At 71.2% G+C, this 14,226-nt stretch carries 13 protein-coding genes; 8 read left to right on the top strand and 5 right to left on the bottom strand.

Features of this window, described 5'->3' with window-relative positions; all coding sequences use genetic code 11:
• The first annotated feature begins 10 nt into the window (after positions 1–10).
• Entirely contained in the window at positions 11–3,076 is a 3,066-nt protein-coding gene (locus tag MMR14E_RS25040; RefSeq protein ID WP_331318012.1) for an efflux RND transporter permease subunit, read from the top strand.
• Between the two features lie 178 nt (positions 3,077–3,254).
• Positions 3,255–3,476, top strand: a complete 222-nt coding sequence (locus MMR14E_RS25045; protein WP_331318013.1) for a hypothetical protein — start codon at positions 3,255–3,257, stop codon at positions 3,474–3,476.
• Between the two features lie 12 nt (positions 3,477–3,488).
• Here MMR14E_RS25045 and MMR14E_RS25050 read toward each other — a convergent pair whose 3' ends face one another.
• Positions 3,489–3,866: a 4a-hydroxytetrahydrobiopterin dehydratase gene (locus MMR14E_RS25050; RefSeq protein WP_331318015.1), complete on the bottom strand. Its 378-nt coding sequence runs from the start codon at positions 3,864–3,866 to the stop codon at positions 3,489–3,491.
• 186 nt (positions 3,867–4,052) lie between these two features.
• Here MMR14E_RS25050 and MMR14E_RS25055 point away from each other — a divergent pair, with 186 nt between their 5' ends.
• From MMR14E_RS25055 to MMR14E_RS25075, 5 genes are all read left to right on the top strand, one after another.
• Positions 4,053–5,033 (top strand): ABC transporter substrate-binding protein, encoded by a 981-nt coding sequence (locus tag MMR14E_RS25055; RefSeq protein ID WP_331318016.1) that lies wholly within the window; start codon positions 4,053–4,055, stop codon positions 5,031–5,033.
• Positions 5,034–5,084: 51 nt separating this feature from the next.
• Entirely contained in the window at positions 5,085–5,822 is a 738-nt protein-coding gene (locus tag MMR14E_RS25060; RefSeq protein WP_331318018.1) for an ABC transporter permease, read from the top strand.
• Positions 5,803–6,537, top strand: coding sequence for an ABC transporter ATP-binding protein (locus MMR14E_RS25065; RefSeq protein ID WP_331318019.1), 735 nt, complete (start codon positions 5,803–5,805; stop codon positions 6,535–6,537). The genes MMR14E_RS25060 and MMR14E_RS25065 overlap by 20 nt, the downstream gene beginning before the upstream one ends.
• A 173-nt stretch (positions 6,538–6,710) precedes the next feature.
• A complete protein-coding gene (locus MMR14E_RS25070) occupies positions 6,711–7,541 on the top strand; it encodes an isocitrate lyase/phosphoenolpyruvate mutase family protein (RefSeq protein ID WP_331318021.1) in 831 nt (276 codons plus the stop codon).
• 340 nt (positions 7,542–7,881) lie between these two features.
• Positions 7,882–9,108, top strand: coding sequence for an MFS transporter (locus MMR14E_RS25075; protein WP_331318023.1), 1,227 nt, complete (start codon positions 7,882–7,884; stop codon positions 9,106–9,108).
• A gap of 66 nt (positions 9,109–9,174) precedes the next feature.
• Here the strand turns inward: MMR14E_RS25075 and MMR14E_RS25080 are convergent, their stop codons facing one another.
• From MMR14E_RS25080 to MMR14E_RS25090, 3 genes are all read right to left on the bottom strand, one after another.
• Positions 9,175–9,690 carry a DUF2165 domain-containing protein gene (locus MMR14E_RS25080; RefSeq protein ID WP_331318024.1) on the bottom strand — a complete coding sequence of 172 codons (516 nt, stop codon included), beginning with the start codon at positions 9,688–9,690 and terminating at the stop codon, positions 9,175–9,177.
• A 70-nt stretch (positions 9,691–9,760) separates the two neighbouring features.
• Positions 9,761–11,686: a hypothetical protein gene (locus MMR14E_RS25085; RefSeq protein WP_331318026.1), complete on the bottom strand. Its 1,926-nt coding sequence runs from the start codon at positions 11,684–11,686 to the stop codon at positions 9,761–9,763.
• Between the two features lie 145 nt (positions 11,687–11,831).
• Entirely contained in the window at positions 11,832–12,158 is a 327-nt protein-coding gene (locus MMR14E_RS25090; RefSeq protein WP_020092036.1) for a HesB/IscA family protein, read from the bottom strand.
• A gap of 153 nt (positions 12,159–12,311) precedes the next feature.
• On the opposite strand from MMR14E_RS25090, the gene MMR14E_RS25095 reads away from it, so the two are divergent.
• On the top strand, positions 12,312–13,562 hold the full coding sequence (locus tag MMR14E_RS25095) for a deoxyguanosinetriphosphate triphosphohydrolase (protein WP_331318028.1): 1,251 nt from the start codon (positions 12,312–12,314) through the stop codon (positions 13,560–13,562).
• Between the two features lie 24 nt (positions 13,563–13,586).
• Here MMR14E_RS25095 and MMR14E_RS25100 read toward each other — a convergent pair whose 3' ends face one another.
• Complete coding sequence (locus tag MMR14E_RS25100) at positions 13,587–14,024, bottom strand: hypothetical protein (RefSeq protein WP_331318030.1); 438 nt, start codon at positions 14,022–14,024, stop codon at positions 13,587–13,589.
• Between the last annotated feature and the right edge of the window lie 202 nt (positions 14,025–14,226).

Raw genomic sequence — 14,226 nt, forward strand, 5'->3', positions numbered from 1 at the left:
GGGTTTGCGCGTGAAGGACTTCAACCTTTCCGACTGGGCGCTCGAGCACCGCTCGTTCGTCTGGTTCCTGATGCTGGTCTCGCTGGTCGCGGGGCTGATGGCCTATACGCGCCTCGGCCGCGAGGAGGATCCGCCCTTCACCATCAAGACCATGGTGGTGCAGACCACGTGGCCGGGGGCGACCATCAAGGACACCCTCGATCAGGTCACCGACCGGGTCGAGAAGGAACTCCAGCAGCTCAACGGCCTCGATTACGTCCGCAGCTACACGACGCCCGGATCGTCGACGGTGTTCGTCCAATTCCGCGACACCCTCAAGAAGAACGAGATCCAGCCGGCCTTCTACCAGGTCCGCAAGCGGCTCGGGGACATCAAAGGTCAGTTCCCGGAGGGCGTGCAGGGCCCGTTCTTCAACGACGAGTTCGGCGACGTCTACGGCAACATCTACGCGTTCACGGCCGACGGCCTGACGCACCGGCAGCTGCGCGACTACGTCGAGAGCATCCGCACCGAGGTCCTGCGGGTGCCGAATATCGGCAAGACCCAGCTGATCGGCACGCAGGACGAGACGATCTACCTCGATTTCTCCACCCGGAAGCTCGCCGGCTACGGCATCGATTTCCAGGCGCTCATCAAGGCGCTGCAGGCGCAGAACGCTGTCTCGGCCTCGGGCGTCGTCCAGGCCGGGCCGGAACGCATCTCGCTGCGGGTCAGCGGCTCATTCGCGTCCGAGGCCTCGCTCCAGGACTTCAACCTGCGGGTCAATGACCGCTTCTTCCGCCTCGCCGACATCGCCGAGATCAGCCGCGGCTACGAGGACCCGCCGGCGCCGCTGTTCCGAGTGGACGGCAAGCCCGCGATCGGCCTCGCCATCGCGATGCGTCCCGGCGCCAACCTGCTGCATTTCGGCGAGGCGCTGAAGGAGCGCATGCGGGCAATCGAGGCGAGGCTGCCCGTGGGCGTCGGCGTCCACCTCGTGTCGGACCAGCCCAAGCAGGTGGAGCACGCGGTCGGCGGCTTCACCGAGGCCCTGGTCGAGGCCGTGATCATCGTGCTCGCGGTGAGCTTCGTGAGCCTCGGCGTCCGCGCCGGCCTCGTCGTCTCGGTGTCGATCCCGCTCGTGCTCGCGATCGTGTTCGTGGTCATGCAGATCATGGACGTGACCCTGCAGCGCATCTCCCTCGGCGCGCTGATCATCGCGCTGGGCCTGCTGGTCGACGACGCCATGATCACCGTCGAGATGATGGTGGCCCGCCTGGAGCGCGGCGACACGCTCCGGAAGGCCGCCACCTTCGCGTACACGTCGACGGCCTTCCCCATGCTGACCGGGACCCTCGTCACCGTGGCGGGCTTCCTGCCGATCGGCTTCAACGGCTCCGGCGCCGGCGAGTACACCTACTCGCTGTTCGTGGTGATCGCGGCCGCGCTGCTGGTCTCCTGGGTCGTCGCGGTCCTGTTCGCGCCGCTCGTCGGCGTCACGCTCCTGCCGAAGACCATGAGGCACCACACGGAGAAGGAGGGGATCTTCACGCGCCTGTTCGTCTGGGCTCTGCGGCTCGCCATGCGCTGGCACTGGACGACGGTGGTGGTCTGCCTCGGGCTGATGGCGGCGGCCATCGTCGGGATGGGCCACGTGCAGCAGCAGTTCTTCCCGTCCTCGGACCGGTCCGAGGTGCTGGTCGACCTGACCCTGCCGCAGAACGCCACCATCGCCGAGACCCGGGCGCAGATGGACCGGTTCGAGGCGAACCTGAAGGGCGACCCGGACGTGACGAGCTGGTCGTCCTACGTCGGCGAGGGCGCGGTGCGCTTCTATCTCCCGCTCGACCAGCAGCTCGCCAACGCGTTCTTCGGCCAGATCGTCATCGTCACGAAGTCGCTGGAGGTGCGCGACCGCGTGATGGCACGCCTCCAGACCATCGGCCTGCGCGACTTCGTCGGCACCGACGTGCTGGTGCAACCCCTGAGCCTCGGCCCGCCCGTGGGCCGGCCGGTGCAGTACCGCCTCAGCGGACCGAACATGGAGACGGTGCGCCGACTCTCCCTCGACCTCGCCAACGTGGTGGCGGCCGACAAGCGCCTCGACGTGCCGACCTTCGACTGGAACGAGCCCGGCAAGGTCCTGCGGGTCGAGATCCTCCAGGACAAGGCACGCCAGCTCGGCGTCACCAGCCAGGACGTCGCCGGCATCCTGAACGGGATCGAGGGGGGGCAAGCGATCACGCAGGTCCGGGACTCGATCTACTTGGTCAACGTCGTCGGCCGTGCCCGCGCGGCCGAGCGGTCCTCGCTGGACACGCTGCAGTCGCTGCAGGTCGGTCTCGCGAACGGCACGGTGGTCCCGGTGCTGGCTTTCGCGCGGATCGGCTACGATCTCGAGCAGCCGATCGTCTGGCGCCGCGACCGCCTGCCGACCGTGACGGTGCGGGCCACGATCCACGACGCGACACAGCCGGCCACCGTCGTGGCCGCGCTGCAGCCGGGCATCGACGCCTTCATCAAGGCGCTCCCGGAAGGCTACACGGTCCAGACCGGCGGCGCCGTGGAGGAGTCGGCCAAAGGTCAGGGCCCGATCGCGGCTGTGGTCCCGGTCATGCTGCTGGCGATGGCGTTCCTGCTGATGATGCAGCTCCAGAGTTTCGGGCGGATGCTGCTCGTCTTCACCGTGGCGCCGCTCGGCCTGATCGGCGTCGTCCCGGCGCTGCTCCTGTTCGACAAGCCGATGGGCTTCGTCGCCATCCTGGGCATCCTCGCGCTCATCGGGATCATCATCCGCAACGCAGTCATCCTGGTGAGCCAGATCGAGGAGTTCCGCGACGAGGGGATGGCGCCCTGGCAGGCGGTCTTCGAGGCGACCCACCACCGCATGCGACCGATCCTCCTGACCGCCGCTGCGGCGAGCCTGGGCCTGATCCCGATCGCCCGCGAGGTGTTCTGGGGGCCCATGGCCTTCGCGATGATCGGCGGCATCCTGGCGGCGACCTTCCTGACGCTCCTGTTCCTTCCGGCCCTCTACATCGGCTGCTACCGCATCCGCCCGGACGCGGGCGGCACGCCGGCGGCCCACGCCGGCTGATCGGCCGGTTCACGCGATCGCAGCGCCTGCGGGCGCTGCGAGAAACGGTCGGCCCGCCCCTCCGCCCCCTCAGGGCGGGCCGACCGTGACGATCTTTCGCGCGGGCGGGACCACGCCGCGCGAGACCCGACGGCGCTTCGGCGCGTAGGGTGCGACGGCAACGAGGACCGTCCCGCCCATGAACGCCTTCATCGCCGTCGTCCTGGTCTGCGCCAACGGGATCGCCCAGGATGCCTGCACGGACGCCGAGGCGCTCGAAGTGCGCAAGGTCCGGGTCGCCAACGAGCTCGGCTGCGCCACCGGCTGGCAGGAGATCATCGCCCGCACCGAGCTGCGCGAGGAGATCGGCAAGACCGCCTACCTGAAGACGGAGTGCCGCCGGGTGAAGGAGCCCCGGTGACGCCGGCGGCCGCTATTTCTCGTACTTGATGTAGGCGAAGCGCGGATCGGTCGGGGTGCCCTCGAGCCCCTGTCCCTCCAGGCCCGGCTGCCAGGACACGACCTCCTCGATCTTCCGGGCGAGGGCGAAGTCCTTGTCGGTGATGCCCTTGGCCGCGTGGTTCATCAGCCGGACCTCGACCCAGGCGTAGGACGCCGTGATGTCCGGATGGTGCCACGCCGCCTCGGCGAGGTGGCCGACCGTGTTGATCACCATCAGGGTGCTCTTCCAGCCGGACGTCTTGTAGGTGCGCCGGATCCACCCGTCCTCCAGTCGCCACGTGGGCAGTTCGGCTTTGAGCCGCGCCTCCACGGTTGCCTCGTCCAGTGCACCTTCGCGTCGCTCGCTCATGATCTTCGTCTCCGATGAATCCGTCGCGGTCGAGGGTGCCGCCGCGGCCGGTTGCGCGCAAGCGTGTTTGCCACGGTGGACGGAAACCGGTGTGAGCCCTATGACCTTTTGCCAATGGCGTCCGGCTCGGTCGGCACTCCAGTCTGCCGCCGCTGAAGACTGCGCAATACGATGGGAGAAGGCGTGATGCTGTCACGGCGCGCGATGCTCGCCGGGGGCCTGCTCGGCGGCCTCGGCCTGCGGGCGGCGCGCGCCGACGTGCCGACGATCCGCCTCGGGAGCCTGCCCTTCGGCACGTCGACCTGGGAGGCGGCGGTGATCAAGGCCCGCGGCCTCGACACGGCCAACGGCTTCGAGCTCGACGCGGTCAAGCTCGCCGGCAACGACGCGGCCCGGATCAGCTTCATCGGTGGACAGGTCGACACGATCATCGGCGACCTTCTCTGGGCCGCGCGCCTCGGCAACGACGGTCAGGCGGTGCGCTTCATCCCGTACTCGACCTCCGAGGGCGGCGTGATGGTGGCGGGCGACAGCCCGGTGAAGAGCCTCAAGGACCTCGCGGGCAAGCGCCTCGGAGTGGCGGGCGGCCCCTTGGACAAGAACTGGCTCCTCCTCCGGGCACAGGCCAAGGACGCGGCCGGCATCGATCTGGAGCAGGCCGCCGAGATCGCCTACGGCGCGCCGCCGCTGATCACGCTGAAGCTGGAGCAGGGCGGCCTCGACGCCGCGCTGACCTACTGGACCTACTGCGCCCGCCTCAAGGCCAAGGGCTATCGGCAGCTGGTCGGGGCCGAGGACATCATGCACGCCCTCGGGGTCCCCGGCGACGTGGCGCTGATCGGCTACCTGTTCCAGGACGCCACCGTGAAGGAGAAGCCCGCGGCCGTGGCGGCCTTCGCCCGGGCCTCGCGGGCCGCCAAGGACATGCTCGCCTCGGATCCGAGCACGTGGCAGATTGTGCGCCCGCTGATGGCGGCGGAGGACAAGGCGACCTTCGAGGCTTTGAAGCACGATTTCCTCGCCGGCATCCCGCGCCGCACCATCGCGGAGGAGCGCGCCGACGCCGAGAAGCTCTACGCGGTGATGGCGCGGCTCGGCGGCGCCCGCCTCGTCGGCAAGGGCGACGCGCTCCCGCCGGATCTCTACTACACCGGCCGCAATGGTTGAGGCGCCCGCCCGGCGGGCACGCGTTTCGGCCGTCCCGAGCACCGGGACCGCATGGGCGCGCTGACCCGCATCGCGTCCCTGGCCGTGCTCCTCGCCGCTTGGCAGATCGCCGCGCTGGAGGCGGGCTCGCGCCTGCTGCCGGCGCCCCTCGCGGTGCTGCGCTTCATCGTTCAGGAGGCGGAGCGCGGCGACCTCGCGCACAACGTGGGCATGACGCTCCTCCGCGTGGCGATCTCCTTCACCGTGGCGATGGTCCTCGGCGTCCTCCTCGGCGTCGCGCTCGGGCGCTCCAAGGCCGCCGACCTCACCCTCGACACGCCGCTGCTCGTCCTCCTCAACACGCCCGCCCTGGTGATCACGGTCCTGGCCTATGTCTGGGTGGGGCTGACCGAGACCGCGGCGATCCTCGCGGTGGTGCTCAACAAGCTGCCGAACGTCGCGGTGATCGTGCGGGAGGGGGCGCGGAACCTCGATCCCGGCCTCGACGAGATGGCCCGCGCCTACCGGCTCGACCGGCGCAGCTGGGCCCTCGATATCCTGATCCCGCAGCTCCAGCCCTACATGGTCACGGCGGCGCGGTCGGGCCTGTCGCTCGCCTGGAAGATCGTGCTGGTGGTGGAGCTGCTCGGGCGCCCGGACGGAGTCGGCTTCGCGATTAACTACTACTTCGTCCAGAGCACCGACGTGGCGGCCATCATCGGCTACAGCCTCGTCTTCATGGCCGTGATGATCGGCATCGACGTCCTCCTCCTCCAGCGGCTCGAAGCGTATGTCCGTCGCTGGCGCTGACCCCGTCCTCCAGGTCGCGATCGCGTCCAAATGGTACCGGCCCGCGCGGGCCGAGCCGGTCGAGGCTGTCCGGAACCTGACCTTCGGCGTCGCTGCCGGGGAGATCGTCTGCCTCATCGGACCGTCTGGCGCCGGCAAGACCACCACCCTGCGGATCCTGCTCGGCCTCGACATCGCGTTCGAGGGCCGCGTCTCCGGCGCGGACCGGGCGGGCATCGTGTTCCAGGACCCGCGGCTGCTGCCCTGGCGCAGCGTCGAGCACAACGTCCGCCTCGGTCTCCCCCGGGCGCGGCGCGGCCGTGACCTCGACGATCTGTTCGCTCGGCTCGGCCTGACGGCTTGGCGGTCGCGCTACCCGAAGGCCCTGTCGCTGGGCATGCAGCGGCGCGTGGCGCTGGCGCGCGCGCTGGTCGACGGCCCGCGCGTCCTCGTCCTCGACGAGCCGTTCGTCTCCCTCGACGACGCCGCCGCCGCCGAGCTGCGCGGCCTCGTGGTCGATACGGTGGACCGAACCGGCATGAGCGTCCTGATGGTCACGCACAACGTCGCCGAGGCGATCGGGATCGCCGACCGCCTGCTGCTGGTCTCGCGGCGACCGGCGAGCCTCATCGCCGACGTGCGCCTCGACCGGCCGCGCCGGGCGCGCGACCGCGCCTGGGCCGAGGCGACCCGGGCGAACCTCGCCGCGCAACATCCCGCGATCATCGCGCAGTGACGCGCGGTGCGCGAGTCGATCGCACGACCGGCTGCGCCCGGATCGAAGGCTGAGATCCGGGCACCGGCCGATCCGAACGACCATCCGTCCGGAGCCCCGACATCGATCGGGTGCCGCATCGGCCATTTCCCCGGGCGGCCCGCGGAGCGTAGGGTCGATCGACGGAGGTGCGCATGGCCGACCTGGATGCCAAATATCGGGCCTTCGTGGCGCTGCACGAGCGGCCGGGGGTGTTCGTCGTGGCGAATCCCTGGGACGCGGGCTCGTCGCGGATCCTGACCGCCCTCGGCTACGAGGCCCTGGCGACGACGAGCGCCGGCTTCGCGTTCGCCATCGGACGGCGGGACTCCAGCGCCTCCCTGTCGCGCGACGCGATCCTGGAGAACGCCCGCGCCATCGTGGACGCGACCCACCTGCCCGTGACGGCCGATCTGGAGGACGGGTTCGGGGCCGACCCGGACGCGTGCGCGCTGACGATCGCCCGGGCCTCCGAGATCGGGCTGGTCGGCGGCTCGATCGAGGACGCGACCGGCGACGCTGCCGAGCCGATCTTCGATTTCAACCTCGCCGTCGAGCGGGTCGCCGCCGCGGCAGAGGCCGCGCGCGGGCTCCCGTTCGTGCTGACCGCGCGCACCGAGAATCACCTGTGCGGCAGGCTCGATCTCGACGACACGATCCGGCGCCTCCAGGCCTTCGAGAAGGCGGGGGCGCACGTGCTCTACGCCCCGAACCTGCCTGACCTCGAGGCCATCCGGACGGTCTGCGCCGCGGTGGGCCGTCCGGTGAACGTCGTCGCCGGCCTGTCGCCGCGGCAGCACACGGTGGCCGAGCTGGCGGCGGCCGGCGTGAAGCGGATCAGCGTCGGCGGGTCGTTCGCGCGGGCGGCCCTCGGCGGACTCGCGCGCGCCGCCCGCGAGGTGCTGGAGCGGGGCACCTTCACCTACGCGGCGGAGGCCATGCCGGGCAGCGAGGCGAGAGCCTACATGGCGGACGAGCCGCGCTAGACGCGACCGCTGCGCAGCGCGCGCCGCGTCACCGCCGACCGGCCGTGGCAAGGCTGGCCCGGTCGACGATCCCGACCGTGCCGCGCCGCAGCTCGATCAGCCCGGCCTCGGCTCAGTGCGCCAGAATGCGGCTCACGACCTCGCGCACGCTGCCGACGTCGTCTCGACCATTCCGTGAGCGGCCCGAGCGAGCGGTCGATCACGCCATCGCCGGCTCGCGCATGTACGCCTGCGGGCCGTCACTGTACCGATGCGCGCGTCGAAGCTGATCCCTGGCGATCGGCCCCACATGTCGCCCGCCCGATTGACAGTGGCGGCCGGTCGAAACTCGAGCGTCCCGATGTCACGCGTGCCCCCTTCCGCCATCGACCGCGCACCCACAGCCAGCCGGTCGGGGAGCGGCAACGTGGTCAGGCTGGCCGTCGCGCAGGCCCTTGCCGGGGCGAACTCGACCGTCGTCTTCGCGACGGGTGCCGTCGTCGGCAACATGCTCGCGCCGAGCAAGCTCCTGGCCACGCTGCCGATCTCGATCTTCGTCGTCGGGATGGCCGCCTGCGCGCTCCCGACCGGCAGCGTCGCCAGGCGCTACGGGCGCCGGACCGTGTTCATGGTCGGCACCGGCTGCGGGGTGCTCGTCGGCCTGCTGTCGGCTCTGGCGATCGCCGCGGCCAATTTCTGGCTGTTCTGCGCGGCGATGTTCTTCGGCGGCGCCTACGCGGCCGTGGTCTTCTCGTTCCGGTTCGCCGCCGCGGACTGCGTTCCGGCCGAACGGCGGCCGCGGGCTCTCTCGGCCGTCATGGCCGGCGGCGTCTTCGGCGGGGTGATCGGGCCGCAACTCGTCACCCACACCATGAACCTGTGGGCTCCCCACCTGTTCGCCGCCACCTTCCTGGCCCAGGCGGCCGTCGCCGGTGCGGCCGCCCTCGTCTTGGCCGGGGTCCGCCTGCCGAGGCCGGCCGCCGAGGCTAGCTCCCGCGGGCGCCCGCTGGCCGTCATCTTGGCTCAGCCGCGCTTCGTCATCGCGGTGATCTGCGGGGCCGTGTCGTACCTGCTGATGAACTTCGTCATGACGGCCGCCCCGCTGGCCATGCGCCTGTGCGGCCACGCGCAGGGGGAGGCCAATCTCGGTCTGCAATGGCACGTCATCGCCATGTACGGCCCGAGCTTCTTCACCGGGCGGCTGATCACGCGCTTCGGCGCGTCCCGCGTCGTGGCGACTGGCCTCACCCTGACGGGCGCGGCCGCGCTCGTCGGGCTGGCGGGCGTGGATGTCGGGCATTTCTGGCTGTCCCTGATCCTCCTGGGCGTCGGCTGGAACTTCGGCTTCGTCGGCGCCTCCGCGATGGTGCTGGAGTGCCATCGCCCGGAGGAGCGGACGCGGGTTCAGTCGATCAACGACTTCATCGTGTTCGGGATGGTGGCCGTCGGCTCGTTCTCGTCCGGGGGCCTGCTGACGAGCTACGGCTGGGACACGGTTCTCCGGGTGTCGTTCGCGCCCCTGGCGCTCGCTGCGGCGGCGCTGGCGCTCACGACGGCGCGCGGCGCGGGCCGATCCGGCGCAGCGTGAGCGCGACGCGGAGGCTCGACTCCGGCAGGACCAGCGGATGCGTGCCGCGTTGGTGCCCCCAGCACTTCAGCCCCCGCGGATCCCGTCGGGATCCTCGGCCTCCGGCAGGGCGACGTAGATCAGCACGCCGAGTACCGTCATGGCGAAGCGGAAGGCGGATTGCTGGCCGTTCCAGGACTTCGACATCCACATGCCGAACCACTCGCCGCCGATGCCCAGGAAGCCGGCCTGCCAGAGCAGGAAGCCGACACTCAGGCCGGCGATCGCCCAGCTCTTGGCCCGGGCGAAGTCGTCGCGCGGGGCCCGGAGCCGACCGAGCATCAGCCCGACGCCGATCCAGAGCAGGAGCGCCGTCAGCGCCTCCGCGGCGACGATCAGCGTGAAGGCGCCGCGCTGCAGCGTTGGATCGGTGATCGAGCGGTCGGCAATCCCCGAATCCGGCAGGATCGTATCCATCGACAGCACGTGCTGCACGAAGGCGAGGTTGACCGCCGGCTCCACGACGTTGCCGTAGACGACGAGCGTGCAGGTCAGCGCGAGGGCACCGACGAGGGCGGCCTTCGAGAGACGGATGGCGAGCACGATCGGCCCCTCCAGACAGACGGGCACCGCGACCGTTGACGGCCCGAGCCTCCCCCGGTCGCCGCGTCCCTCAGTTCGCCTTCGCCTCGACCTCCAGCCGGTCGAGGACGGCGGCCGGCGATCGCGCCGCTCCGAGATCGATGAAGCCGATCCCCGCCGGCTCCCTGGACTTGGCATGCACCACGAGCTTGCCGGGCTTCATCACGAACTGGCCCATGGCGGCGCCGATCCCCTTGGCCGCCGCGCTGTTGCCCAGGATGATCGGCACGCCGAGCAGGCTGGCGGTGACGTATTCCTTGCGCAGCTCGTCCGGCTTGAGGCTGAGATCCTTCGATTGCGCGGCCAGGAAGCGCTCGAACAGGCCGGCATTCTCGACCGTCAGATCCAGGGACTTGGCGCTGCCCGAGAACATCACCATCGTCGCCGCCGGCAGGGTTCCGGAGAACAGCTCGGGCCCGATGCCCCCGAGCGTGCCGGACAGGCGGACGGTGCCGATGTCGCGCCCGGAGATCGTGACCTCGCGCAGGGCGAGGTCGCGGGCCTTCTCGTCCAGGCTCGCGTCGGCCACGAGGTTGAGGTCGAGGTCCCGGTAGCCGTAGGCCGGCAGCAGGCCGACGAGCGGCGCGCCCGCGAGCAGATCCGCGGGCAGGCTCAGGCCGGTGAGGCTGATGCGGGTGGCGCTTGGCACGCCCTCGGTCATCGGGCCGAAGGCCAGGGCCGCCTCGCGCAGGGCGATGCGGGGGGCCGGCCGCGGCGATACCGTGACCGCCAGGGGATCCCCGGTCCTGTCAGCCGGCCTGGGTTCGGGCGGCCGCGCCGGCCGGCCCGGCTCGGGCAGGGCCGGCTCGGGCAGGGCGCCGCGGGCCGGGGGCCGGACGTCGCGCGGCGGCGCCGCCTCGGCCTCGGGCGGCAGATCGATCGACAGGTCGGTGAGGGTGAGCGTGCCGAGCTTCGGTGTCAGCCGGCGCATCTCGACGTCGGAGAAGCCGACCCCGCCCGTCGGCTCGGCGGCGATACCCTGGAGGGTCGCGACGGTCGGCGCCAGGGATGTCCCCAGCGCGGCGACGCGGCCGACATGGATCCGCAGGGCGCCGCGGCTCATCGACAGGTTGTCCAGCGTGGTGCCGCCCTCCGAGCCCGCGGACGTGTAGGCGGCTCGGCCGATCTCGAACAGCACCGGCCCCTTCGGATCGGTATCGCTGACGCTCAGGCCCTGCATCTCAAGGCTGCCGATCGAGGTGGCGTCGATCAGATCGGCGGCGGCGGCGGCCAGCGGGCGCCGGTCGCTGGAGTCGTCGAAGCCGTTCGCCACGATGGCGAAGGCGCCACCCCAGCCGTCCGGCACCTGCCGGCCGCCGAGATCCCGGCCGTCGAGGCGGGCGATCTTCACGGTGGTGCCGCGCGCGTCCGAGTAGGTGACGTCCGAGACCTGGATCGTCCCGTAGACGCGCTGGACTGGTCCCTTGCCGTCGCCGGGCACCGTGTAGAGCCGGCTGAGCGCCGCGAGATCCAGATCCGTGGCGCGCACCTGACCGTAGGTTCCGGAACCGTGGTTCGGCCCCGCGACGGAGCTGACCGTCGCTCCGGCCGCCGTCAGCTCCCCGACGCGGCCGGCCCGGATGTCGCGGGCGACCACGTCGCGGTAGGTGACGGTCTGCCGGTTGTCGCCGGGACCCGCGTTCTCGGAGGTGAGGACCGGAACGGTCAGGCTGCCGGCATCGAGCCGGGCGAGCCGCTGCTCCCAGGGCACGTTGGAATCGGGCCGCAGGATCGCCGCGAGGTCCTCCTTGGACAGGCGTGTGCCGCTCGCCGTCAGCTTCGGCGCCTTAAGCAGCGTGCCGCCGAGCGGGATCACCACGTCGGTCACTGTCACGTCCTGGACGGCGGCGGCGCCTTCCTGCGCAGTGAGCGGCGTCGGCGCGAGCCCGAGGAGGGCCAGCACTGCGGCCGTCGCCCAGGCCGACCGGAGGCGGAAACGGGCCTTCGGGTGGTTCATGGCAGGGTCCGGACCGGGGCTCTCGCGGGAATACCCTAGCCGTGCCGCGTTTTGCCGGGCGAGGCAATCGCGCGCGTCGGCCCGGGCGATCGTGCCGGGACCGGTGTCGTACGGACGCAACGGCGCGGCGGCGCCACGCCGGGCGCTACAACGAGAAGGACGTTCCGCAGCCGCACGACGCGGTGGCCAGCGGGTTCTCGATCTTGAAGGACTGGCCGATCAGGTCGTTCACGAAATCGATGGTCGAGCCGCTCATGTACTCGAGCGAGACCGGGTCCACGATCACGGTGGCGCCGTCGCGCTCGATCGCGACGTCCTGCGCCTCCCGGGCGCGGGTGATGTCGAAAGCATAGGAGAAACCCGAGCAGCCGCCGCCATTGACGCTGATCCGCAGCGACGAGCCGGCCGGCTCCGCCACCATGATCTCGTTGATGCGCTTGGCCGCGCGGGCGGTCAGGGTGATCTCAGCCATCGGTCTCTGGCCACGCATTCGTTCGGTGGACGGCGCGCCCGGCCCGTTGCCGAAGGCGCCTCGGCCCACAAGATATGGGCCGCAAGCCCGCGCCGCAACGCGCCGGGCGGGGAGCCGTCATGACCAGGGTGCGTGCGTTTCAGAGCGGATCCCGTGCGACCGAACGGTGAGCGCTGGCGCGCGCCCTACGCCACCGATCCGGCCCAGACCCGGGGACGCCTGATCCCGGAGGCCGGATCTCCGACCCGCAGCGACTTCCAGCGCGATCGGGACCGGATCATCCACTCGACGGCGTTCCGGCGGCTGAAGCACAAGACGCAGGTCTTCGTGCATCACGAGGGCGACCATTACCGCACCCGCCTGACCCATACCCTGGAGGTGAGCCAGATCGGCCGGGCGCTCGCCCGCGCCCTCGGGCTCGACGAGGACCTTGCGGAGGCTCTGGCCCTCAGCCACGACCTCGGCCACACCTGCTTCGGCCATACCGGCGAGGACGCCCTCGACGCCTGCATGGCGCGCCACGGCGGCTTCGACCACAACGCCCAGGCGCTGCGGATCGTCACCCGGCTGGAGCGGCGCTACGCCGGCTTCGACGGGCTGAACCTCGCCTGGGAGACGCTGGAGGGCCTCGTCAAGCACAACGGCCCGCTGCTCACCGCTGAGGACGGTCGGCCGACGCCCCGCTACGCCGCCCGGGGCATCGCGGCGGCGATCCTGGAATACGACGCGCTGAATCCCCTCGACCTCAGGAGCCAGGCCGGCCCCGAGGCCCAGGCCGCCTCCCTGGCGGATGACATCGCCTACGCGGCCCACGACCTCGACGACGGGCTGCGCGCCGGCCTGTTCGAGATCCCGGAACTGCGGGCGGTCCCGTTCCTGGCCGGGCTGCTCGGCGAGATCGACCGGCTGCATCCGGGCCTGGAGCCGTCGCGGATGATTCATGAACTGGCCCGACGGGTGATCACCCGCTTCGTCGAGGACGTCATCCGCGAGGGCGGTCGCCGCATCGCCGCCCTGGATCCGCAGCGGGTCGAGGACATCCGCAACGCGGATCAGCCGGTCATCGCGTTCTCACCGGAGATCGCGGCGGCCGACGCCGACATCATGCGCTTCCTGTGGGAGCGGATGTACCGGCATCCCGGCGTGGTCGCGGTGCGGAAGAAGGCCGACGCCATCGTCAACGACCTGTTCGCGGCGTTCACAGCGGTGCCGTCCCGGATGCCGGAGGAGTGGAGCGCCGGTCTCGACGGGGCCACGGAGGCCCGGGTCGCCCGCCGGGTCGCCGACTACATCGCCGGCATGACCGACACCTACGCCGTCCTGGCGCACCGCAAGCTCCACGCGACGACGCCGGACCTGCACTGGGAGCTGCCCAGCCGAGGGCTGCCCCTCGCCGAGCCCTGAGGGCCCGGCGCGGGGCGGTTCGGATCAGCAGCCGCAGCCGCAGGTGAAGCTGCCGTAGCACCCGCCGTAGCCACCGCCGTAACCGTAGCCGCCGTAGGCGGCGGGATAGCCGTAGCCGTAACCGCCGTAGGCGGCCGGGTAGCCGTAGCCGTAAGCACCATACCCGTAGCCGCCGTAGACGCTCCCGGCGGCGAGCCCGAGCCCGAGGCCGATCCCCGCGCCGGCCAGCCCGTAGCCGAGGGCACGCCCGTAGCCACCGCGGTATCCGTAGCCGCGCCCGTAGAAGCCGCGGGCCGCGTAGCCGCCTCGATAGCCGTACCCGCCGCGGAAACCGCCGCGGAACCCGCCACCGTGGAATCCGCCGCCGTGGAATCCGTCGCCGCGGAAGCCGCCTGCCTCCGCGCTCGGCGCGGCCAGGATGAGGGCGCAGAGCGCCGTACCCGCAATCGTCAAGGTCTTCATCAGTAACTCCGCGATCGGCCTGCTCACGATCGACTCCGATGACACCGCTTCGTCTCGGGCGATACAAGTCGGACACTGGGCGATCCGTAATCGTCGCGCGGGATAACGCGGCGGCGGCGCGCACGTGGTTAGCGGACCGACTCCGCGACCGCGGATTCCGCGGGGCCGGCGCGCGGGTCGGCGCCGTGACACCCTCCCGCCC

It is taken from the genome of Methylobacterium mesophilicum, from assembly GCF_036441335.1.
Taxonomy (GTDB): Bacteria; Pseudomonadota; Alphaproteobacteria; order Rhizobiales; family Beijerinckiaceae; genus Methylobacterium; species Methylobacterium mesophilicum_B.

What these genes read in the sequence shown, in the direction of transcription:
- MMR14E_RS25045 (WP_331318013.1), top strand. Translation starts at nt 3,255, where the DNA reads ATGAACGCCTTCATCGCCGTCGTCCTGGTCTGCGCCAACGGGATCGCC.
- MMR14E_RS25050 (WP_331318015.1), bottom strand. Translation starts at nt 3,866, where the DNA reads ATGAGCGAGCGACGCGAAGGTGCACTGGACGAGGCAACCGTGGAGGCG.
- MMR14E_RS25055 (WP_331318016.1), top strand. Translation starts at nt 4,053, where the DNA reads ATGCTGTCACGGCGCGCGATGCTCGCCGGGGGCCTGCTCGGCGGCCTC.
- MMR14E_RS25060 (WP_331318018.1), top strand. Translation starts at nt 5,085, where the DNA reads ATGGGCGCGCTGACCCGCATCGCGTCCCTGGCCGTGCTCCTCGCCGCT.
- MMR14E_RS25065 (WP_331318019.1), top strand. Translation starts at nt 5,803, where the DNA reads ATGTCCGTCGCTGGCGCTGACCCCGTCCTCCAGGTCGCGATCGCGTCC.
- MMR14E_RS25070 (WP_331318021.1), top strand. Translation starts at nt 6,711, where the DNA reads ATGGCCGACCTGGATGCCAAATATCGGGCCTTCGTGGCGCTGCACGAG.
- MMR14E_RS25075 (WP_331318023.1), top strand. Translation starts at nt 7,882, where the DNA reads ATGTCACGCGTGCCCCCTTCCGCCATCGACCGCGCACCCACAGCCAGC.
- MMR14E_RS25085 (WP_331318026.1), bottom strand. Translation starts at nt 11,686, where the DNA reads ATGAACCACCCGAAGGCCCGTTTCCGCCTCCGGTCGGCCTGGGCGACG.
- MMR14E_RS25090 (WP_020092036.1), bottom strand. Translation starts at nt 12,158, where the DNA reads ATGGCTGAGATCACCCTGACCGCCCGCGCGGCCAAGCGCATCAACGAG.
- MMR14E_RS25100 (WP_331318030.1), bottom strand. Translation starts at nt 14,024, where the DNA reads ATGAAGACCTTGACGATTGCGGGTACGGCGCTCTGCGCCCTCATCCTG.